The 19,824-nt window shown below is 62.6% G+C and carries 17 protein-coding genes and 1 pseudogene; 7 read left to right on the top strand and 11 right to left on the bottom strand.

Translation table 11 applies throughout. The features are described 5' to 3' along the window. Positions 1 to 704: 704 nt before the first annotated feature. The gene (locus JQ575_RS07955; RefSeq protein ID WP_212032674.1) at positions 705 to 1,511 is read right to left on the bottom strand and encodes a lytic transglycosylase domain-containing protein; all 807 of its coding nucleotides are present in this window, start codon (positions 1,509 to 1,511) and stop codon (positions 705 to 707) included. A gap of 222 nt (positions 1,512 to 1,733) precedes the next feature. Further along, a complete protein-coding gene (locus JQ575_RS07950) occupies positions 1,734 to 2,537 on the bottom strand; it encodes a lytic transglycosylase domain-containing protein (RefSeq protein ID WP_212032673.1) in 804 nt (267 codons plus the stop codon). A 129-nt stretch (positions 2,538 to 2,666) separates the two neighbouring features. Here JQ575_RS07950 and JQ575_RS07945 point away from each other — a divergent pair, with 129 nt between their 5' ends. Next, positions 2,667 to 3,608, top strand: a complete 942-nt coding sequence (locus JQ575_RS07945; protein WP_212032672.1) for an OmpA family protein — start codon at positions 2,667 to 2,669, stop codon at positions 3,606 to 3,608. Positions 3,609 to 3,612: 4 nt separating this feature from the next. On the opposite strand, the gene JQ575_RS07940 is transcribed toward JQ575_RS07945, so the two are convergent. Then, the gene (locus JQ575_RS07940; RefSeq protein ID WP_212032671.1) at positions 3,613 to 4,563 is read right to left on the bottom strand and encodes a DUF817 domain-containing protein; all 951 of its coding nucleotides are present in this window, start codon (positions 4,561 to 4,563) and stop codon (positions 3,613 to 3,615) included. 129 nt (positions 4,564 to 4,692) lie between these two features. Between JQ575_RS07940 and JQ575_RS07935 the strand changes: the two genes are divergently transcribed. Beyond that, the gene (locus JQ575_RS07935) at positions 4,693 to 4,929 is read left to right on the top strand and encodes a hypothetical protein (protein WP_192736715.1); all 237 of its coding nucleotides are present in this window, start codon (positions 4,693 to 4,695) and stop codon (positions 4,927 to 4,929) included. Positions 4,930 to 5,303: 374 nt separating this feature from the next. On the opposite strand, the gene rpoD is transcribed toward JQ575_RS07935, so the two are convergent. Then, positions 5,304 to 7,433, bottom strand: coding sequence for an RNA polymerase sigma factor RpoD (gene rpoD, locus JQ575_RS07930; protein WP_212032670.1), 2,130 nt, complete (start codon positions 7,431 to 7,433; stop codon positions 5,304 to 5,306). A gap of 253 nt (positions 7,434 to 7,686) precedes the next feature. After that, a complete protein-coding gene (gene dnaG / locus JQ575_RS07925) occupies positions 7,687 to 9,711 on the bottom strand; it encodes a DNA primase (protein ID WP_212032669.1) in 2,025 nt (674 codons plus the stop codon). 186 nt (positions 9,712 to 9,897) lie between these two features. Between dnaG and JQ575_RS07920 the strand changes: the two genes are divergently transcribed. Then, entirely contained in the window at positions 9,898 to 10,464 is a 567-nt protein-coding gene (locus JQ575_RS07920) for a chlorite dismutase family protein (RefSeq protein WP_212032668.1), read from the top strand. Here JQ575_RS07920 and JQ575_RS07915 read toward each other — a convergent pair. From JQ575_RS07915 to JQ575_RS07905, 3 genes are all read right to left on the bottom strand, one after another. Continuing rightward, positions 10,461 to 10,859, bottom strand: a complete 399-nt coding sequence (locus JQ575_RS07915; protein ID WP_212032667.1) for a gamma-glutamylcyclotransferase — start codon at positions 10,857 to 10,859, stop codon at positions 10,461 to 10,463. The two genes, JQ575_RS07920 and JQ575_RS07915, sit on opposite strands and share 4 nt — an antisense overlap. A 102-nt stretch (positions 10,860 to 10,961) precedes the next feature. Further along, the gene (locus JQ575_RS07910; RefSeq protein ID WP_212032666.1) at positions 10,962 to 11,774 is read right to left on the bottom strand and encodes a transglutaminase family protein; all 813 of its coding nucleotides are present in this window, start codon (positions 11,772 to 11,774) and stop codon (positions 10,962 to 10,964) included. A gap of 2 nt (positions 11,775 to 11,776) precedes the next feature. Beyond that, positions 11,777 to 12,676 (bottom strand): transglutaminase family protein, encoded by a 900-nt coding sequence (locus tag JQ575_RS07905; protein ID WP_212032665.1) that lies wholly within the window; start codon positions 12,674 to 12,676, stop codon positions 11,777 to 11,779. Between the two features lie 99 nt (positions 12,677 to 12,775). Here JQ575_RS07905 and JQ575_RS07900 point away from each other — a divergent pair, with 99 nt between their 5' ends. Next, positions 12,776 to 13,579 (top strand): N-formylglutamate amidohydrolase, encoded by an 804-nt coding sequence (locus JQ575_RS07900; protein ID WP_212032664.1) that lies wholly within the window; start codon positions 12,776 to 12,778, stop codon positions 13,577 to 13,579. A 10-nt stretch (positions 13,580 to 13,589) separates the two neighbouring features. Here the strand turns inward: JQ575_RS07900 and JQ575_RS07895 are convergent, their stop codons facing one another. From JQ575_RS07895 to JQ575_RS07885, 3 genes are all read right to left on the bottom strand, one after another. Next, a complete protein-coding gene (locus tag JQ575_RS07895) occupies positions 13,590 to 14,285 on the bottom strand; it encodes a tetratricopeptide repeat protein (RefSeq protein ID WP_212032663.1) in 696 nt (231 codons plus the stop codon). 143 nt (positions 14,286 to 14,428) lie between these two features. Beyond that, positions 14,429 to 15,403, bottom strand: a complete 975-nt coding sequence (locus JQ575_RS07890; RefSeq protein WP_312015902.1) for a DUF3592 domain-containing protein — start codon at positions 15,401 to 15,403, stop codon at positions 14,429 to 14,431. A gap of 67 nt (positions 15,404 to 15,470) precedes the next feature. Continuing rightward, positions 15,471 to 16,088, bottom strand: a complete 618-nt coding sequence (locus JQ575_RS07885; RefSeq protein ID WP_212032662.1) for a LysE family translocator — start codon at positions 16,086 to 16,088, stop codon at positions 15,471 to 15,473. A gap of 257 nt (positions 16,089 to 16,345) precedes the next feature. On the opposite strand from JQ575_RS07885, the gene JQ575_RS07880 reads away from it, so the two are divergent. From JQ575_RS07880 to JQ575_RS07870, 3 genes and pseudogenes are all read left to right on the top strand, one after another. Beyond that, positions 16,346 to 16,660 carry a helix-turn-helix transcriptional regulator gene (locus JQ575_RS07880; RefSeq protein ID WP_212032661.1) on the top strand — a complete coding sequence of 105 codons (315 nt, stop codon included), beginning with the start codon at positions 16,346 to 16,348 and terminating at the stop codon, positions 16,658 to 16,660. Between the two features lie 39 nt (positions 16,661 to 16,699). Further along, positions 16,700 to 17,206 (top strand): annotated as a pseudogene (locus tag JQ575_RS07875) (SRPBCC family protein). 391 nt (positions 17,207 to 17,597) lie between these two features. Further along, the gene (locus tag JQ575_RS07870; RefSeq protein WP_212032660.1) at positions 17,598 to 19,823 is read left to right on the top strand and encodes an ATP-binding protein; all 2,226 of its coding nucleotides are present in this window, start codon (positions 17,598 to 17,600) and stop codon (positions 19,821 to 19,823) included. The last annotated feature ends 1 nt before the right edge of the window (position 19,824 follow it).

Below are 19,824 nucleotides of genomic sequence, written 5' to 3'. Positions count from 1 at the left end.
CCCCCGCAAGGGGGGAGGGAGCCGACCATTCGCGTAGCGTGAGCGATGCTACGTAGCAGAAAACACACCTTCGCATTCCCGCGGCACGTTTCGCCCGAGTTATGCAAATTCGTTCCGCCCTCCATTCAGAGGGCGCAGGGAATGCCGGATGCGCGCTGCACCCGCGGTCTCGCGTGCGATTGTGCATAAGAATGCTGCACACGAGCATACAGGGCAGCGGAGAACATCCGACATTCCCTGCGCAATGACTTTACGGCTTATGACGCGCTCTCCCCGGTGAGACGGCCTCTATTGCCACCGTCGCCACCCGGAAGCGTTGGCTCCCGAAAGACTTGACGCCGTTACGGGCGCCAGGACCACACGCTTTCGCCGTACGCCTCAGCCGCGACCGTCAATCGCAACATCAACGTCCACCGCAACCCGCCCCTCGTCATGACGACGGCCGACGCCCCTCTGAGTGGGACGGGATGGGCAGATATGTGCAGGTGATTTGGGGTGGAAGGGAAGGAAAATATTTTTGATTTTCGGAAATTTTGGACTTGACACGATTTCTGAAAAGCGGAATTGATTTGCCCGTCGGGTTGATTTGTCGCACATTAGCTTGTCATGCCCGGACTTGATCCGGGCATCCATCAATCTTCAAAAGAGTCTCGCGAAGGGGATGGATTGCCGGGTCAAGCCCGGCAATGACAGAGTAGCGAGACCTACCGCCCCGCCAGCTGATCCGCAAAGTACCCGATCGTCTTGCGATAGATCGTGGCTCTGTTCCACTCGCGCATCGCTTCGAAATTCGGCGTGCCTTCGCTGTAGGGCGCGCCGGGCTTGAAGCCGGAGACGTGCAGCAGGTTGGCGGTGGAGGCGAGCACGTCGGGGACGCTGTGGCGCAGGTCGACGTGGCCGTTGCCGTCGAAATCGACGCCGTACTTGATGTAGGACGACGGCAAAAATTGCGTCTGGCCGATCTCGCCGGCGAAGGCGCCGATCAGATCGCGCAGCGGCAGGTCGCCGCGTTGCACGATCTTCAGCGCGGCGATCAGCTCGCCCTGGAACAATTCGGTGCGGCGGCAATCATGCGCCATGGTGGCGAGCGTACGGACGACCGGCATCTTGCCGACGTCGCCCTTGCCGAAATCGGATTCCAGTCCCCAGATCGCGACGATGATCTCCGGCGGCACGCCGTATTGCTTCTCGATCCGCGACAGCAGCGAGGCGTGCTTCAGCAGCATCTGCCGTCCCATCTTGATCCGCCCGGGCCCGACACGGGTCGAGACATATTGCTCGAACGTCTTGTTGAAGGTGCCGCGCTGGCGCCGGTCGAAGGCCAGCACCGCCGGATCCTGCGTCACGCCCGACAGCGCCTGCGAAATCACGCCCTGCGAAACGCCGGCGGCGGCAGCTTCCTGCGATATCGCCGCCACGAAGGTGTTGAAATCGCCGCCGCAGCGGGCGGCCTGAGCGGGGCTGGCGGCAATGACGGCGCCGAACAAAACGGCCAAACAAAGCTTGAGCATGCGAATCCCTTGTGACGTGCAGGTTGTGTCGATCATGCCATGAGAAAGGAGTGCGGAGGAGATGATACTTTGTCGTCCCTGCGAACGCAGGGACCCATACTCCGCGGCCCCCGTTGTAGGAAAAGGAAGATAACGACCAGCGTGTAAACCAACTACGGCCGGTGGCTATGGGTCCCGGGTCAAGCCCGGGACGACAGCTTTATTTGAGGTTGCCCTCTCCCCTCACTCACTCCCGCCATCGATCTGCCGGCCCATCAGCGCAATCGCCTTCTGATAGACCCCCGCGGCGTTCCAGGCCTGGATCGCGGCGAAGTTGGGTTCGCCGGGCTGGTAGCCGGCGCCGGCGCGCCAGCCATGGGCCTTGAGGAAATTCGCGGCCGAGCTCAGCGCATTGGCGGAGTTTTCCAGATTGCCGGTGCCGTAGGCCAGGATCGCCTTGGGCATGAACTGGGTCTGGCCGACTTCGCCGTGCATGGAGCCGCGCTGGTTCGGCGACAGCACGCCGCGATCGATCAATTGCAGCGCCGCGTAAAGGTGCTCGGTGAAGTAGGCCGTGCGCCGGCAGTCATAGGCCAGCGTCGTGATCGACGAGAGCATGTTCTGGTTGCCGCGCACGGCGCCGAAGCCGGTCTCCATGCCCCAGATCGCGAGCAGCGGTCCCGGCGGCACGCCATAGCGCTGCTGGATGGAGGAAAACAGCGCGGCCTGCGAATTCTTCAACTGACGCCCCTTGGCGACGATCGCGTTGGCGCCGCGCTTGGCGAGAAACTGATCGAGCGACAGCTGAAAACTGCGCTGGCCGCGATCGGCGTTGATGGTCGCCTGCGCGTAGTTCGTCGCCATCAAGGCCTGGATGGTCCCGGCGCTGATGCCCTTGGCCCGCGCTTCGCCGGCGAACGACTGCTTCCAGGCCTCAAAGCCGGCGGCGGAGTTGCCGCATTGCGCGGCATATCCTTGCGAGAACGACGCAAGAAAAACGGCAAGAACAAGGGAGCAGCAGGCAAAGGCATGGCGAAAGACGTGCATGGGGGAAACCATCTTCAGTGTGGGTGCCGGAATATCAGGTCGGCTTCTAGCACGTCTGCCGCCGCGCTTCGAGCGTTGCGGCAGGGCCGCTTGGCCGGTATCTTTCCCAAAAATGCAGAGATTTTCCGAATGGCCCTCCCCCACGCGATCATCAAGCCGCTCCTCGTCCTCCTCGCCTTGTCGCTCGCGCCGGCCGTGGCCCTGGCGCAGACCCGCGATGTCGCGGGCTCAAAGGATTTTCCCGGCATCGGCCGCTTCGCCGGCAGCGTGATCTCAGGACACCAGGTGAAGAGTTTCGATGTCGCGCGCATGCAGGCGGCCCCCTTCAAGGACGGCAAGCCATCGGATACGCCGCGCCTCGAAGGCCGCATCACCCGCATCGCCTATCGCTCTGCTCCCGGTCCATCGATCGTCGAGGTATCCCGGAATTTCGAGACCCAACTGACAAAGGCCGGATTCGAGACGCTGCTGAGCTGCGACACTGACGCCTGCGGCGGTATACCCTTCACCGAGGCGATCGAGGCGCTGCCGATTCCGCAGATGTGGGTGGACGGCTTCAACTACCATTACTTTTCGGCGCGCAAGAGCGAGAACGGACGCGAGACCTATGCCAGCGTCGTCGTCAGCGAGAACAACAGCGATATCTACGCGCAGCTCACGATCGCCGAACTCGGCGCAATCGAGAACAAGATGGTGGATGCCACCGTCATGGAGAAGGGCCTGCGCGAGACCGGCCGCGTCGCGCTCTACGGCATCTACTTCGACACCGACAAGGCCGTCATCAGGCCCGAGAGCCGCCCCACCCTCGAACAGATCGCGAAGCTGATGGCTTCGCAAGTGGCGCTCAATGTCTTCATCGTCGGCCACACCGACAGCCAGGGCCCCTACACCTACAACCTAGACCTCTCGCGCCGCCGCGCCGAGGCGATCGCCGAAGAGCTGGTGAAGACATATCATATCGGCGCGCCGCGGCTGCGCACCGCGGGCGTCGCGCATCTGTCGCCGGTGGGGTCGAATGCGAGTGAGGCGGGACGGGCGATGAACAGGCGGGTGGAGTTGGTGGCGCCGTAAAGTGTCACGCAGAAGTCGTTGCAGCCGCACCGGCTGGGCGTGAACCAGTGCTGCTTCGCGCCGTGTTCATCGCACGCGGCGCATTGATCAAACTCACCAGCGTGTAGCTGATGATCAGCAGCAGAAACCAGGAGCCGAGCTTGTCGATGGAGACCATCGACCAGCCATGCCGCTGCGACGGATAGAGCCAGATTTTCGTGAATGTCCCGATGTTTTCCGACAGCCAGATGAACACGGACACCAGCAGGAGGCTGAGCAGCATCGGCATCGTGCGGGGCTCGTGCCAGACCCTGAAATGGATCGTGGTGCGGCCGAACAGCCACGCTGATGCTGCGAATAGCAGCCAGCGCGGATCGACAATGAAATGGTGGGTGAAGAAGTTGAGATAGGCCGCAATGCTGAGCACGATCAGGCTGCGCCGCCGCGGATGATTTGAGAACCGAAAATCGAACAGGCGCCAGGCGCGGCAGAGATAGCTGCCGATGCAGGAATACATGAAGCCGGTAAACAGCGGCACGCCGCCGATGCGGAAGAAGCTCGCCTCCGGGTAAATCCAGGAGCCCATCGAAGTCTTGAAGACCTCCATCGCGGTGCCGACCACGTGATAGATCAGGATGATCTTTGCCTCGTCTGATGTCTCCAGCCGGCCTGCGAGCAGTGCTGCCTGGACGGCGATCATGCACAGAAGCAGGAAGTCGTAACGCGGAACTACTGCATCCGCCGGATAGTAGCGCCAGGTCGCGATCATCAGCGCCACCGCGATGCCGCCGAACAGGCAGGCCCAGCCCTGCTTCAGCCCGAAGCGCAGGAACTCGTAAAGCCATGCCGTCCACCGCCGCTGCGCCTTCAAGCGGCCAACGCGCCGCTCGCCCGAGATGAACGGACGAAGCGGCGGCCAGATCGCGGCGGCGCTCAGCTCTGGCGTGTCGGGGGTTTGATCGGGGTCGCGATGCATGCCATCGACGGTGGCGGCGGAACGCGGTGCAAAGTAGGCGAATATTTGCAGATTTCGCTCAGTTTGCGCGCCGTCTATGCGTCCCTCATTTTTCTTTGACAGCGGCGTCCTTATCGAGGACAAGCCCGCATGGCCAAGAAACCCGGGACCAATCCCAAAGGCGAGTTTGCCTTCTTCAATGTCGTCTATGAGGACGACTCGCAGCGCTCCAACCGGCGCGTGCCTGCCGAATTGCTCGGCGGGCTCGACGGCGACGAGCCGGCGCGCGCGTTCATCCTCGAGCAGGACCGCGAGATCGCCGAGAAATCCGGCCGCACGCCGCTGGAGATCAAGAGCATCAGCCGGGTCGGGGCGAAGAAGAAGTAGGGTTTTCGTCATGGCCGGGCTTGTCCCGGCCATCCACGTCTTTCTTGATTAGTTGAAACCAAGACGTGGATGCCCGGGTCAAGCCCGGGCATGACGATTGTGAATGCTGGACGATCCTCGCCCCTGTGACTCAGCGTGACTCGCGGAGGCACCCCCACCCCGGCCCTCCCCCGCAAGCGCGGGAGAGGGAGCGCACCGGCGGCGTGGAGGCAGCGTGATCCGGTCTCATCGCGCTCATCGCGGCGGCAGCTTGATGCAAGGCACGTGCAGGCGCGATCGCGCAACAAACAAAAACGGCGGGCCTAGGCCCGCCGTTTTGCTTTTGGATGGATTGCCGGGTCAAGCCCGGCAATGACAGTCAGCACTGACTGAAATCAGTTATCCAGGAAGCTCCGCAGCTTCCTTGACCTTGACGGATGCTTCAGCTTGCGCAGCGCCTTGGCTTCGATCTGACGGATACGTTCGCGGGTGACCGAAAACTGCTGGCCGACTTCTTCCAGCGTGTGGTCGGTGTTCATGCCGATGCCAAAGCGCATGCGGAGCACGCGTTCTTCGCGCGGGGTCAGCGAGGCCAAAACCCGCGTCGTGGTTTCGCGCAGGTTCGACTGGATCGCGGCGTCGATCGGGAGGATCGCGTTCTTGTCCTCGATGAAATCGCCGAGATGCGAATCTTCCTCGTCACCCACGGGGGTTTCGAGCGAGAGCGGCTCCTTGGCGATCTTCAGAACCTTCCGCACCTTCTCCAGCGGCATGCCGAGCTTTTCGGCGAGCTCTTCCGGGGTCGGTTCGCGGCCGATCTCGTTCAGCATCTGGCGGCTCGTGCGCACGATCTTGTTGATGGTCTCGATCATGTGCACGGGAATGCGGATGGTGCGCGCCTGGTCGGCGATCGAGCGCGTGATCGCCTGCCGGATCCACCATGTCGCATAGGTCGAGAACTTGTAGCCGCGGCGATACTCGAACTTATCGACCGCCTTCATCAGGCCGATATTGCCTTCCTGGATCAGGTCGAGGAACTGCAGGCCGCGGTTGGTGTATTTCTTGGCGATCGAAATCACGAGACGCAGATTCGCCTCGACCATTTCCTTCTTGGCCTGGCGGGCTTCGCGCTCGCCCTTCTGCACGCCGTGCACGATCTTGCGGAATTCGCCGATCTCAAGCCCGGTCAATGCGGCCAGCGACTGGATCTCGTGGCGCAGATCCTTGATGCGGTCCTTTTCGTGATGGACGAAATTCTTCCAGCCTTTTGCGGAGAGTTTCGAGACGCGGTTGAGCCAGCGCGGATCGAGCTCGGAGCCCTGGTAGTTGCGCAGGAAGTCTTCGCGCGCGACGCCGTGGCTGTCGCCGAGGCGCAGCAGGCGGCCTTCGAACGAGACCAGACGCTTGTTGATGTCGTAGAGCTGCTCGACCAGTGAATCGATACGGGCCTGGTTCAGCCGCAGCGACTTCACCTCGACGATGATTTCGTCCTTCAGCTTCTTGTATTTGCGCTCCTGCGAGGGCGACAGCGTCTCGCTCTGCAGCTGGTTCGCAATGTCCTGTTCCTGCAGGCGCCGCAGCTTCTTGTACTCGGAGGCGATCTTGTCGAAGGTTTCGACGACCTTCGGCTTCAGCTCGGCCTCGATGGCCGCGAGCGACATCTGGTTTTCGAACTCGTCGTCGTCCATGTCGCCTTCGGCGGCGGCTTCAGCCGGATCCTTTTCCTCGGTGTCGCCACCGGGTGCGGATGCTGGTGCTGCGCGGAACGGCGTCGCCGACGGCGGGGCGGCCGGGGGTGCTACATGCGAAGGCGCCCCATTGCCGTTGGCAGCAGCGACCGGCTGGCCGTCGGGGCCGACGGGCGCCGCCAGCATCGCCGGGTTCATGTTGTTCTTGGCGTCGGGGCCGGCATAGGTGGCTTCGAGATCGATGATGTCGCGAAGGAAGATCTTTCCTTCGTTGAGTTCGTCGCGCCAGATGATGATGGCCTGGAAGGTCAGCGGGCTTTCGCAGAGGCCCGCGATCATCGCCTCGCGGCCGGCCTCGATGCGTTTTGCAATCGCGATTTCGCCCTCGCGCGACAGCAGCTCGACCGTGCCCATCTCGCGCAGATACATGCGGACGGGATCGTCGGTGCGCTCGCCGGGCTCGGATTTCTTGACCTCGGTGACGGCCTTCTGCGTGACCTCGACAAGCTCGTTGTCGGTCTCGTCGTCGGCCTCTTCCTTCTCGTCCTCGCTGTCAGCCTCTTCGGCCTCGGACACGTTGATGCCCATGTCGGAGAGCATCGACATGATGTCTTCGATCTGTTCGGGCGAGGTGGTGTCGGAAGGCAAAACTTCGTTGAGCTGATCGAAGGTCACGAAGCCGCGCTTCTTGGCCTGCTTGATCATCTTCTTGACGGCGGCATCCGACAGATCGAGCAACGGCGACGGGGCGTCCGGCGAGTCCTTCTCGGGGGCGTCCGCTGCCTTGTCGTCTTTTTCCTTGTCTTTAACCTGCAGCGTCTTTGCCTTGGTGGCCATTCATCAAGCTCCCGAAACGCGCTCATGCAGGATGCGGCCGCCGCACCTTGCAAAGAAAACAAAAGTTACTCGACGCGGAAAGGGCGGCGCAGACTATCGCCACCCCGAATCCCCGTTTCGCCGGTTATGTCTACTAGCCGTAAGGCTCTTAAGCTTCGCTTAACCCTGTTTTTGCAGCCAAACCATGGGTTTGGCGAGTCTTTTAACGGCTCCGGCACGAGCCGTCCGCATCATTTTTTCATCTGACGCTTAATCAGACGCTTTGCCGGAACCGGCCTGAAAGCTCGCCAAAACCCTCAATCAGGGCCTCGGTGCCGTCCAGCGACTCCAAACGGGCGCTGACGTCCTTTAACCACGCCAGATTGGCCTCGCTGGACTCCTCGCCCAGGGCCAGCTCGGCATCCTTCTTTTCCCTAAGTAGGGCGTGCGTTTTCTGATGCAAGGCAACGAGTTGCTGCCAGGTGGAAAGAACGTCTTCCCGGGCGGCGCCGATTTGCACCCCCCACACCGCCCCGGTCGTGATCGCGCTGCCAACCCTTTGAAGTACTTGTGAAAATCCGCGCGATTCGAGATCGGCGCGCATTTTCTCGGCCTGTTCTTCGACATCGGGGGAATGGTGATGGTCGCTGGCAAAGGCTGCAATAATACCAGCGCGGAGCTTGTTGGCCTCCGGATGGGCCAGTTCCAGGGCCGCCACCTCCTCCAGATGGTCGTGCAGCAGCCAGGGGTGGTTGATCAGGGACTGCAGAATCAGAGCTTCCCGGCGGGACATCGCGCTGCGCTGGCCGCGCATGATCGGGCTGTTTGCAAGCTGGGGGCTGGCGGCCTGGTAGGGGCCGCGGTTGATGGTCTGGCTGGCGGAGCCCGCCTGCCCGCGGCCGCCATAGGGGGCGACCCGGCCCGCCGGGCCCGGGGTGAAGGAGGCGCGGGAGGCAAAACGGCGGCCTGATTCGCTCGCTCTTCCGCCGCCGCCGAAATTGCTTCGGCCATAGCCGCCGCGGCCGCCTTCGGGCGCGAAGGTGTTGCGAAGCCGCTCGGAGAGATCCTGGCGATAGTAGCGCCGCACCACTTCGTCGCGGATGCCGTTCGAGAGTTCGCCGATCCGCGCTTCCAGCGCCGCGCGCCGCTCCGGCGTTGCAAACGTGCCGCCTTCGATCTCGCGCGACCAGACGATATCGGCGAGCCCGCGCGCCGCCGAAATAACTTCCTCGATCGCGGCGCGGCCGCCGGAGCGCGCGAGGTCGTCGGGATCCTGTCCCTCGGGCAGCAGCGCAAAGCGCAGACTTTTTCCGGGCTTCAAGTGCGGCAGCGCCAGATCAGCCGCGCGCCACGCCGCTTTCTTGCCGGCCTTGTCGCCGTCGAAACAAAGGATCGGCTCGTCCACCATCTTCCACAGCAGCATCAGCTGGTTTTCGGTCAGCGCGGTGCCAAGCGGCGCGACACTGGCCTTGAAGCCCGTGGTGACCATCGCGATGACGTCGACATAGCCTTCGACCACGATGAGCGGCGCGCCGTCATGCGTGGCCTGGCGCGCGGTGGCGAGGTTGTAGAGATTGTCGCCCTTATGAAACAGCGGGGTTTCCGGCGAATTCATGTATTTGGCGGGGACGTCCTTTTCCAGCGCCCGGCCGCCGAACGCGATCACACGATTACGAACATCGGTGATGGGAAACATCACGCGGTCGCGGAATTTGTCGTACGGCACCGGGATATCTTCGCCGCCGTTGAGCAACCCCGCCTCGACCATGTCCTCGGTCGGAATGCCCTGCGCGCCCAAATATTCCTTCAGCGCAAAGCGTTCGCCGGGCGCGTAACCGATGCGGAATTGCAGCTGCGTCGCCGGCGAAATCGCGCGGTCGGCGAGATAGCCGCGCGCCTTGGCGCCGCCCCGCGAAGCCAGCGTGTCGGCGAAGAATTTGGCGGCGAGCTCCATCACGTCATACAGCGTCCTGCGGCGCTGCTCGTGCTTTGCCGCATCCGGCGTCACCGCCGGGAGCGCCATGCCGGCCATCGAGGCGAGGCGCTCAACCGCCTCGGTAAAACCGACGCCTTCGGTCTCCATCAGGAACGAGATGATGTCGCCATGCTTGCCGGAGGAGAAGTCGTGGTAAAAGCCCTTCTGGTCGTTGACCGTGAAGGACGGCGACTTCTCCTGCTGGAACGGCGACAGCCCCTTCCACTCCCGTCCCGCCTTCTTCAGCTTGACGCGCCGCCCCACGACTTCGGAGACCGGAAGCCGGGCGCGCAGTTCTTCGAGGAATTGGGGCGTAAAGCGCATGGTGAATTGGGGCCTTTGAGTCGCTGGGCCGGATTCTAGCACGTTGGCCAACCGGCCATGGATATAGCGACGCGCCGGTAAAATACGAAGCTAATCGGGCTTCTCGCCGCTATTCACAGCCCCTGTTATCCCGGATGGCCCGGATGACATCTTGCCCCCCGCCCGGTTCCACGCTTCCATGTCGCCATGTTCACGACCTTCAGAGGCGGACAAAGCGGGGCCTGGCAGGTGGTGTCGCAGGCCGCCGTCAAGGGCACGGGGCTATTGCGGGCGCCGGCGCTCTCGATCGTCCATTCCCCCTCGATCGCGCTGCCGATCCTGCCCTCGCAGACCTCCTGGCGGCTCGCCGGGATCGCGAGCCATGTGCGCTATACCGAGCGCGCCGAGAAGGAAAAGCTGGTGGCGGCGCAGGCCGGGCTCGGGCGCCCCGAAGCGACCTGCGCGGCGCTGATCCCGATCAAGAAGAGCGCCGCGTGGTGGGACCTGACGCAGGAAGAGCGGCGCGGGATTTTCGAGGACAAGTCGCAGCACATCGCCGCCAGCCTGAAATATCTCCCCGCCATCGCGCGCCAGCTCTATCACTGCCGCGACTTAGGTGAGCCCTTCGATTTCCTGACCTGGTTCGAATACGACCCGGCGAATGCTGCGCTGTTCGATGAACTGGTCGCGATGCTGCGCGCGACCGAGGAATGGAGTTACGTCGAGCGTGAGGTCGATGTACGGCTGGAGCAGGAACCGCTCGGGGCGGGTTAATTTTCGAGGAAGCGCCCCGATACGATCCGCGGCAGGCCGGTAACCGGCCAATTGTAGACATACGTCCACGCCTCGCTCGCGCTGCCGTCATCGAACGTGACGTTCAGCATCTGCCGCAAATATTCGGTCGGCGCCGGAAAGCCCGGGCCGCAGGCCTCATACATGTCGAACTCGCCGAGCAACGCATCGCGGTCGCGCAGGCGATACAATTCGCCGGACACGATGTCCGCAGGATCGTCCGACAGCACCAACCCCGGATAGTGCTTGATGAGATAGAGCCGGCCGCGGCATTGCGCTTCGCCGATGAAGTCGGCGCTGCGCGACAGCAGCTTCGCCATCGGATGGTCGAAGCCGCGCATCAGGGTGCCGTAGACGAACAGACGATCTGAAATCATGGCCCTTCATGTCATTGCGAGCGCAGCGAAGCAATCCATTGTGAGCGGCGCAAGAACTGGATTGCTTCGCTGCGCTCGCAATGACGGCGGAGAGTGCGCGACCTAAGCCACCACCACCTCGTCGCTGACGACGACGAACTTCACGAGGTCCATGCGGCCAAAACTCGTGGTCAGCGCCACGTCGGCGGCGTCGCGGCCGGTGCCCATCAGGATGCGGCCGATCCGCGGATGATTGTGCCGCGCGTCGAAGGTGTACCACTGGCCGGACAGGTAGACCTGAAACCAGCCGGAGAAATCCATCGGCGCCGGATCCGGCGGGATGCCGATGTCGCCCATATAGCCGGTGCAATAGCGCGCCGGGATGTTCATGCAGCGGCAGAAGGTCAGCGCCAGATGCGCAAAATCGCGACAGACGCCGGCGCCCTGCTCGTAAACGTCGTGCGCCGACTTCATGTGATGCGCATGCTCGTAGCCGAAGGTGACATGGTTGTGCACGAACTCGACGATCGCCTGCACCCGCGCCCAGCCCTCGGGCGTGTTGCCGAACAGCGACCAGGCGATGTCGGTGAGCTTGTCGGTCTCGCAATAGCGGCTCGGCATCAGATATTGCAGCACCTCGTCCGGCAACTGGTCGATCGGGAGCTGCTGCGCCGTCGGCATCACAATGTCAGGCAGGCCGGAATCGCGCACCAGCGCGCTGCCGCGCAAGGTCACGCCGCCGGCGGGCGCCACCAGGCGTCCGCAGACATTGCCGAAGATGTCGCGATAGAAACCGATCGGCACGTGAGGCTCGGCGACAATGCTTTCCGTGCCGACGATGTCGGAAAAACGCGACGGATGGATCGAGAGCATGATCACCATCGGCGTCGGCTGCACGGCCGCATAGGCAATCTCGAAGCCGACCTTGATCTCCATAATCAGACCTTTTCCGCCTGCGCTTCGTCAATGACGGAAACGACGTTGATATTGACTTCCATGCCAACGAAGGCGTCCGCCGAGCCGAGATAGGCGCCGTGCAGCGGGATCGCCTGGCGCGGATCGCGCGCTACCGCCACACGAATGAGGTCGCGGGTGCCGATGATGCCATTGGTCGGATCGAACTCGATCCAGCCCGCGCTCGGCAGATAGACCTGCACCCATGCATGCGTCGAGCCGCCACCGACATAACCATGCGCACTATCGCCGGGAATGAAGAGATAGCCGGACACAAATCGCGCGGCGATGCCGAGCCGCCGCAGCGCCTCGATCATGAACAGCGCATAGTCGCGGCAGGTACCCGACTTCGTCTGCAGCGTATCGAGAGGATGCTGTGTGCCCTGCTCGTGACGCTTGCGATAGGTGAACGCTTCGCGGATGCCATGGGTCATGCCGCTGAGAATGTTGTAGGTCCGCGTCGGCCCGTCGGCTTCGAGAAATCCCCGCGCCCAGAACGACAGCTCCCCGTTGGGATCGCCATATTGCGGCGTGATGAACTGCACCAGGTCGGGAAACTCTTCGTCGTCGTACTGGAAGGGATAGAAGTAGGCCGGGTCATCCGCCGTCAGCGCGAATTCTTCCGCCGGGTTGTGCTCGATCGTAGCCATCGACGTGAACGACAGCGTCTGCGCGCGCTCGTCGAAGGTCGCGATCGCGACGCTGTTGCCGAACACGTCATGGATCCAGCGCAGCTGCATCGGCTGCGGCTCGATCTCGAGGCTGCCGGACAGCACGCGCAGGTCATGGCCGTCGCGCGGACGCAGCATGATGCGATGTTCGCCGAACGCCACCGGGTGCGTGTAGCGATATACGGTCTTGTGGTGAATCGTGAGTAACGGCATCGTCAAACAATCATCGTGATTTTGGGCCAGCTAATCTATACAAAAACCTGCTCATTTGTAGACCGATATGCCGCTTCGATAGGCAATACGTAAGGAAAAATGGCATTGAACCTCGCCGGCGACACATCATTACTCCTGGGGCCTGCGGATGTTCCCCCGGTCGGCGAATATTGTGATTCGAGACGCTCGCCGTTTCTGCTCACTTGTGACCATTACGGGCGGCTGATTCCGCAAGCGCTCGGCGATCTCGGATTGCCGGAAAGCGAACTCGTGCGGCACATCGCGTGGGACATCGGCATCGCGGGGGTCGCCGAGATGCTGTCGAAACATCTCGGCGCGCATCTGATCGTGCAGCGCTATTCGCGGCTGGTGATCGACTGCAACCGCCCGCCTGATGTCGCAAGCTCGATCCCGCTGATCAGCGAAACCACGACGATCCCCGGCAATGAAGGCATCGCGCGAGAAGCCGCGGAATTGCGCCGAACGCAGATCTTCGAGCCCTATCACCACCGCATCGGCGAGATCATCGACGCGCGCCGAGAGCGGAAGATGCCGACGATACTGGTCTCGCTGCACAGCTTCACGCCTGTCTATGCCGGCATCGCGCGTCCCTGGCACATCGGCACGCTCTATCAGCGCGACAAGCTATTGCCGCCGCTGCTGCTGCAATTGCTGCGCGCGGAGCCTGATCTCGTCGTCGGCGACAACGAACCCTACGCGGTGAGCGACCAGACCGACTACACCATCCCCGTTCACGCCGAGGCGCGCGGCCTGATGAACACGGGAATCGAAATCCGCCAGGATCTGATTTCGGATCAGGCCGGCGAGAAAGCCTGGGCCGAACGCCTGGCGCGGATTCTTGGAGAGATCGAGAAGATTTTTCGGTCGCGGCAGGTGATTTAGCTTCACCGGCTCATCGGCCGCCCAATTTATCCAGCCGCTCGCGGGCTTCTTTCTGCCGCTGACGTTCGATGTCGGTTTTCGCCGGCAGTTCGATGCACTTTCGGTAATCCGCCGCGGCCCGCTTGGAGTTGCCCGTCTCCTCAAACGATGCGGCACGGCCGAACCATGCCAAAGGCCAGCCGGCATTGATATCTATCGTGCGATCGAAGGCAGCAATGGCTTCGCCGTGATGCCCGATAGCTCTCAACTGATTGCCTCGCTGCATATACAGCGCGGCCACCAGAGTTCGATTGAGGCGCATGGCGTTGTCCATATCGACGGTCGAAAGTTCGCGTTGACCGACGGCTTGATGGGCCATTGCCCTGCCGAAATGCGCCTGCACCAGATCGGGGTCGCGCCCTATGGCTTCGTCGAAATCGCGTATCGCAAGTTGGTGTTCACCTTTGGCGTCGTAAGCCAGGCCCCGTTCAAGATACAGCCCGGCAATATCGGGATCGATGCGGAGCGCGGCGTCGAGATCGGCGATGGCACGGTCATACTCGCCGCCAACCCTGAGCCCGATGCCTCTGTTGGCGAGCGCATTGAGGTCTGCGGGATTTGACTGAAGGATTTGCGTGCATGAATCGACCCGGCCGGACTGGCAATCTTTTCCGACATCAGCCGCCACGCAGGTCGTTGCGCTGAAAAGGATCAGCAGAACTGTCAATGATCGGAGGCTCGGGATCTGCAAAGGTCGCACGGGATTTTCTCTTGTGATGAGCGGCAAGGGTACGACAGGCCAGGCGTGCTCACTGTGATTACGCTCACAGACCTTGAGGGAGACGCGTCACCGAGGGTTCTTCAGGCAACCTAACCGTGGAGGGCGACGTAATAGGTCAGCCCCGCAAAGGCGAGCACCAGCAGCCACAGGAACCACACGAACGATGCGCGCGGCTCCAGCGTCGCTTCGGATGGATTGGCCGGATTGACCCAGACCTTGACCCTGGCGCCGTCCTGATAAGGCGGCGTGAGTTTTCGCGTCAGCCAGTCCGAGCTCGACGCGACGTTGCTGGCGAGGGTTGCGTGCGTACCGGTGTAGGACTGGTCGTTGTAAGTGTAGGTGTAGAGCACCTTGCGCTGATACATGATCTGCCCGCGCGGCCCGTCATCGGTTCGCGCGGCGCGGTATTGCTCGAGACCGGACAGTTTGATGGTGCCGTCTACGATTGGCCATTTCCTCGCGAGCGACACCTGCTTGTGCATCGCGAGCGCGAACAGCGCGATGACGCTGCCGAACGCGCCGAAGGCAATGACCAATGGCGACGCCGTCGGATGGGGCAGCATCGTGGCGACGAATTCGCTCAGCTTGTTCAGCCCGATCGCCGAGCCGAACACGATCACGAGCGTGATCGCGGTGCCGATCCCGAGGCAGCCCCACAGCCCCTTGGGCAGATCGCGTTCCAGCACCGCTTCCTTTGGATGCCGCGGATTGTAATAGACTGTCACGGCGGCGCCGACCGGATATCTGGCGATGGTCTCAGCGACCTCGAAATTGCCGAGGTCCTCGCCGATGCTGACACGGTTGTTGCGCAGCGTTTTGCCGGCCACGGAATATTCGTAGATGACGTTGGCGAAGTTGCGCTGCTCGGTGCGATAGCCGCCTTCCCGGTTGCTGTCGATCACCCTGACCTCGCGCACCTGGGCGTGCGAGGCCACGATCTTGCCGGCCGCTGACGGCCATTCGCGGGCGGCGCGCACCTGCAGCGTCTTGTAGACCGCGGCGCCAAGCAACAGCCCGAGCGGCGCGAGCAGCATCGCAAAGACGAACCAGGGCAGATCGGGCACGAAGATTTTCCCTCAGACGACGGCGCGTTGCATTAGACGCGTCATCGCCGCCCGCGGTTCAAGCGTGCTATTTTGCCCTTGTCAGCGCCAGCCAGATGCCGCCGCCGATCATGAAGCCGCCTGAAATCCGCGACACCAGCCGTGTGCGCTCCGCCGAGAAGAAAAGCCGGGCCCGGCCGGCGAGCAGCGCATAGACCGCGTCGGTCATGGCGGCAGTCACCATGAACGTCGCGCCAAGCAGCGCCACTTGCGGGAAGTGGTCCTGATTCATGTCCATGAATTGCGGGATGAAGGCGCCGAAGAACACCAGCACCTTGGGGTTCGAGAGCAGCACCAGAAAGCCCTGCAGGAAGAAGCCGCCGCGCGGCGGCGGTGGCGGTTCGTCTGATTTGATGCCCTCCACCGGCTCACGAACCAGCTTGATGCCGAGCCAGATCAGATAGGCCGCACCGGCGAAACGCACCCAGTCGAACCAGTAGCCCATCGTCGCCATCAGCGAGGTCAGGCCAACCGCGACGATGCCGATCACGATGGCAAGGCCGACCTGGGCGCCGGCGACATTGATCAGCGCCGCGCGGGTGCCGTGGCGCAGGCCGTTGGCGATGATGAGCGTGACCACCGGACCTGGCAGCAACGCCAGCGCGATGCAGGCGGCGACGAAAGCGAGATAGACCTGGAGGGACATGGTGGAACTCGGGGTGGGAGGAGCTTGCGCCATTTATGCACGTGAGGACTGGAGATGGAAGCGGCGCTTTCTTCCTTCTCCCACCCAACTCGGGTTTACGCGAGTTGGGCATATCAAATTGTCGAAGTCGGATAAATCCGACTTCGATGGGAGAAGGGAAGAAAAGCGGCCTCGCCTTCTCATCATCGCAACCACCAACCGACGCGCCGGTACCACACGCTTGACACGCAACCTTTTGGTTGCCTATTATTGCTGCCATGGATGAAGTCTTCCGAGCGTTGGCCTATACCTCGCGACGCGCGCTGCTGGACCGGCTTCATGCCAGGAACGGACAGACATTGGGCGAACTGTGCGATGGCCTCGCCATGACGCGGCAAGCCGTAACCAAGCACCTTGGAATCCTCGAAGCAGCCAGCCTCGTCACCACGCTCAGGCATGGCCGCGAGAAGCTGCACTATCTGAACCCGGTTCCGATCCATCAGATCGGCGAACGCTGGATCAGGAAATTCGAGCGCGGCAAGCTCACCGCGCTCAGCGAATTGAAACGGCAGCTGGAGAAGCGTGATGAGTAAGGTGGAATTCGTCGCCCGCCTCGGCATCGAGGGCGTGTCATGAACATCGACAAATTCAAACCCGCGATCGTCTACACCATCTACATCGCTGCCACGCCGGAGAAGGTTTGGCAGGCGCTGACATCGGCCGAGTTCAGCCGGCAGTATTTTTCCGGCTTTGCGATCGAGGCCGACCTGAAGATCGGCGGATCGCCCGCGCGCCTGACGGTTCGGTGCATATCAGCGGCGAGGTGATCGAATGCGATCCGCCACGGAAATTGACCGTGACCTGGAACGTCAACTGGCCGGCATTGGTGGAAAGACTCGGGGCCCACGCTGGTGACCTACGAGATCGAGCTGTCGGGCGAGGTGGTGAAGCTGACGATGCTGCAATCGCACGACCGCATCATCAGCGACGATATCCTCTCCGGCGGCCGCCAGGGCTGGCCGGCGATCCTCTCCAGCCTCAAGAGCGTGCTGGAGACGGGTCAGCCGCTCGCGATCAAGATGGCGCCGCCGCAGCGCATGCTGGACGCCCTGAAGGCGATGGGGATCGGGACGCCGTAGTGCCGGCGTCGTCCCGGCGAACTTCTTTCGTCGTCCCGGCGGACGCCGGGACCCATACGCCGCGGCCGTTGTTGTTAGAAAAGGAAGATAACGACCAGCGTCCAAAATAATGATCGCCGGTGGTTATGGGTCCCTGCGTTCGCAGGGACGACGGCGGAAGTTGCCGGCATCCCAGCGCCACACGACGCCCCATCACCCGCCATGATTGCGATAGCCGACCAGAGTCTGTAGGGTCGCTCCGAGGGATTCCAATAGAAGCTATTTGAAAGCGCCGCCCCGGTTTGTCGCAAGGGGCATTTGTCATCCCGCGGCGGACGCAGCGGCACATGATTGCCGCACATTATTAGTTAAAAATGCAACTGTCTGATTCGAGCGCGAAAATTACGAACCGATGAGCCTGCGCACCCGGCTACTGATACTCGTTATCGCGGCCATGCTGGTGCCGGCCATCCTCGTGGGACTGCGCTTCGCTCAAAATCGCACCAGCGAAGTAAACGCGGCGCTCAGCAATTTGTCGGCGACGGCCGACGACATTTCCAAGGATCTGGACGAGAAAATTCAGGGCACGGCGCAACTTCACTATGGCCTGGCCCGCGCCCGCGACCTCGACACGTCAGACAAGGTGGCGTGTTCGGCCTTCCTCTCCGCGGTGCGCGAGGAATACCCGCAGTTCACCGGCATCCTGACCATCACGCCTGACGGCGCCCTGTTCTGCGACTCGCTGCGGACCAACCGCACCCTCGACTTGCGGGACCGCGCCTATTTCAAGCAGGCCCTGACGGCGCACGGTATCGTCACGCTGGAGCCGGTGTTCGGCCGGCTGACCGGCACCTCCGTGCTGCAGATCGCGTACCCTACCCGCACGGAATCCGGCGAGCTGAAATTCGTCCTGCTTGCGTCGTTCAACTTGCGCAAATTCGCCGAGTACGACACGCGCCTCCTGAACGGCAAGGACGTGCTGCTGGTTGACAGGAAAGGCACCGTCCTGGTTGCCCCGCAGGGCAAGGGATGGACCGTGCCCGCCGGTGCATCGATCGCAAACTCGGATCTGTTCCGGTTTGCGGCCGCAGCTGACCGAGGGCCGTTTCACGAGATGAAGAATGCTGAGGGCCGGACGCATGTGTGGGCCGTCGCCCGCTCGCCTTCGACCCGGGATGCCGGCCTCTATATCATGGTGGGGCTGCCCAAGGACGGCCTGTTTGCCGCCGCCAACCGCCGCCTCTACGAGGATCTGGCGATGCTTGCGGTGGCCTCGCTGCTGCTGCTTGCCGGCGTATTGCTGCTGGCGACTTTGGGTATCGGCCGTCAGGTCGGACGGCTCGCCGGGATGGCGCGAAGGCTCGGGCTTGGCGACTTGAGCGCGCGGATTCCCGAGCCGCATCCAGGCGGCGAACTGGGCGGGCTGATGACGCTGCTCAACGACACCGCCGAGTCGCTCGAGCGGCAGCGCGCCGCCATCGACGAGCTCAATCAAAAGCTCAGCCAATCCCAGAAGATGGAGGCGATGGGTCAACTCACCGGCGGCGTCGCGCACGATTTCAACAATCTGCTGACCGTCATCCTGGGCAACGCGGAATACCTCGCCGAGAAGCTGGCCGCGAACCGGGAACTGCACAGCATCGCCGACAGCATCGCAACCGCCGCCGAGCGCGGCTCGGACCTCACAAGGAGCCTGCTCGCCTTCGCCCGCAAGCAGCCCTTGACGCCGCAGGACATCGACATCGGCCAGAAAATTCTCGGCATGGAACAATTGCTGCGGCGGACCCTGGGCGAACATATCGAATGCGAATTCCTGATCGATCGGGACTTGTGGCGCGCCAGCGTCGATCCCGGTCAGCTGGCGTCCGCGCTGCTCAATCTGGTGCTCAACGCGCGCGATGCGATGCCGCAAGGCGGCAAGCTGACGGTCGAGGTCCGCAATATCGCGCTCGATGAATCCGACCTCGACGTCAATGGCGAGGCCCGGCCGGGCGATTACGTCAAGGTGTCCGTGACCGATACCGGCAGCGGCATGATTGCCGAAGTGGCCAGCCGCGCCTTCGAACCGTTCTTTACCACCAAGGAGGTGGGCAAAGGCACCGGCCTCGGCCTCAGCATGGTCTATGGGTTTGCAAAACAATCCGGCGGCGCGATGCAAATACGCTCCGAGCCGGGACGAGGCACCGCCGTCAGGCTTTTCTTCCCCCGCATCGATGCGCCGCACCGAGGCGCCGCGCCGCCCGCTGACCCGCTCGCCGCGCATGCCGGCACCGAAACCATTCTCGTTGTCGAGGACAATGATCTGGTGCGTGCGTATGTTGAAAAGGAGCTGAAGGAGCTTGGCTATCGCGTCATCGTGGCACGCAACGGGCGCGAGGCGCTGGAGGTATTGCGCCAACGCAATGAAATCGATCTGCTGTTTACGGATGTCGTGATGCCCGGCGGCATGTTTGGACCACAGCTTGCCAGGGAGGCATCGCGGCTGCGGCCCGAACTTAAGGTGCTCTTCACTTCAGGCTACACCGAACATCCGGTCCAGAAGCTCGACGGCCTCGACAGTGAAGCGAAAATTCTGAACAAGCCGTACCGGCGAAACGATCTGGCGCTGATGCTGAGGCTGGTGCTGAAGGGCGGTTGAA

The sequence above is a fragment of the Bradyrhizobium sp. JYMT SZCCT0428 genome (assembly GCF_018131075.1).
Classification (GTDB): Bacteria; Pseudomonadota; Alphaproteobacteria; order Rhizobiales; family Xanthobacteraceae; genus Bradyrhizobium.
This window is presented reverse-complemented; position numbering and strand designations above follow the sequence as displayed.

Coding starts and splice junctions, on each gene's coding strand:
- JQ575_RS07880 (WP_212032661.1), top strand. CDS start 16,346: ATGGATGAAGTCTTCCGAGCGTTGGCCTATACCTCGCGACGCGCGCTG.
- JQ575_RS07905 (WP_212032665.1), bottom strand. CDS start 12,676: ATGCCGTTACTCACGATTCACCACAAGACCGTATATCGCTACACGCAC.
- JQ575_RS07870 (WP_212032660.1), top strand. CDS start 17,598: ATGAGCCTGCGCACCCGGCTACTGATACTCGTTATCGCGGCCATGCTG.
- rpoD (WP_212032670.1), bottom strand. CDS start 7,433: ATGGCCACCAAGGCAAAGACGCTGCAGGTTAAAGACAAGGAAAAAGAC.
- JQ575_RS07885 (WP_212032662.1), bottom strand. CDS start 16,088: ATGTCCCTCCAGGTCTATCTCGCTTTCGTCGCCGCCTGCATCGCGCTG.
- dnaG (WP_212032669.1), bottom strand. CDS start 9,711: ATGCGCTTTACGCCCCAATTCCTCGAAGAACTGCGCGCCCGGCTTCCG.
- JQ575_RS07955 (WP_212032674.1), bottom strand. CDS start 1,511: ATGCTCAAGCTTTGTTTGGCCGTTTTGTTCGGCGCCGTCATTGCCGCC.
- JQ575_RS07940 (WP_212032671.1), bottom strand. CDS start 4,563: ATGCATCGCGACCCCGATCAAACCCCCGACACGCCAGAGCTGAGCGCC.
- JQ575_RS07945 (WP_212032672.1), top strand. CDS start 2,667: ATGGCCCTCCCCCACGCGATCATCAAGCCGCTCCTCGTCCTCCTCGCC.
- JQ575_RS07950 (WP_212032673.1), bottom strand. CDS start 2,537: ATGCACGTCTTTCGCCATGCCTTTGCCTGCTGCTCCCTTGTTCTTGCC.
- JQ575_RS07915 (WP_212032667.1), bottom strand. CDS start 10,859: ATGATTTCAGATCGTCTGTTCGTCTACGGCACCCTGATGCGCGGCTTC.
- JQ575_RS07920 (WP_212032668.1), top strand. CDS start 9,898: ATGTTCACGACCTTCAGAGGCGGACAAAGCGGGGCCTGGCAGGTGGTG.
- JQ575_RS07900 (WP_212032664.1), top strand. CDS start 12,776: ATGGCATTGAACCTCGCCGGCGACACATCATTACTCCTGGGGCCTGCG.
- JQ575_RS07910 (WP_212032666.1), bottom strand. CDS start 11,774: ATGGAGATCAAGGTCGGCTTCGAGATTGCCTATGCGGCCGTGCAGCCG.
- JQ575_RS07935 (WP_192736715.1), top strand. CDS start 4,693: ATGGCCAAGAAACCCGGGACCAATCCCAAAGGCGAGTTTGCCTTCTTC.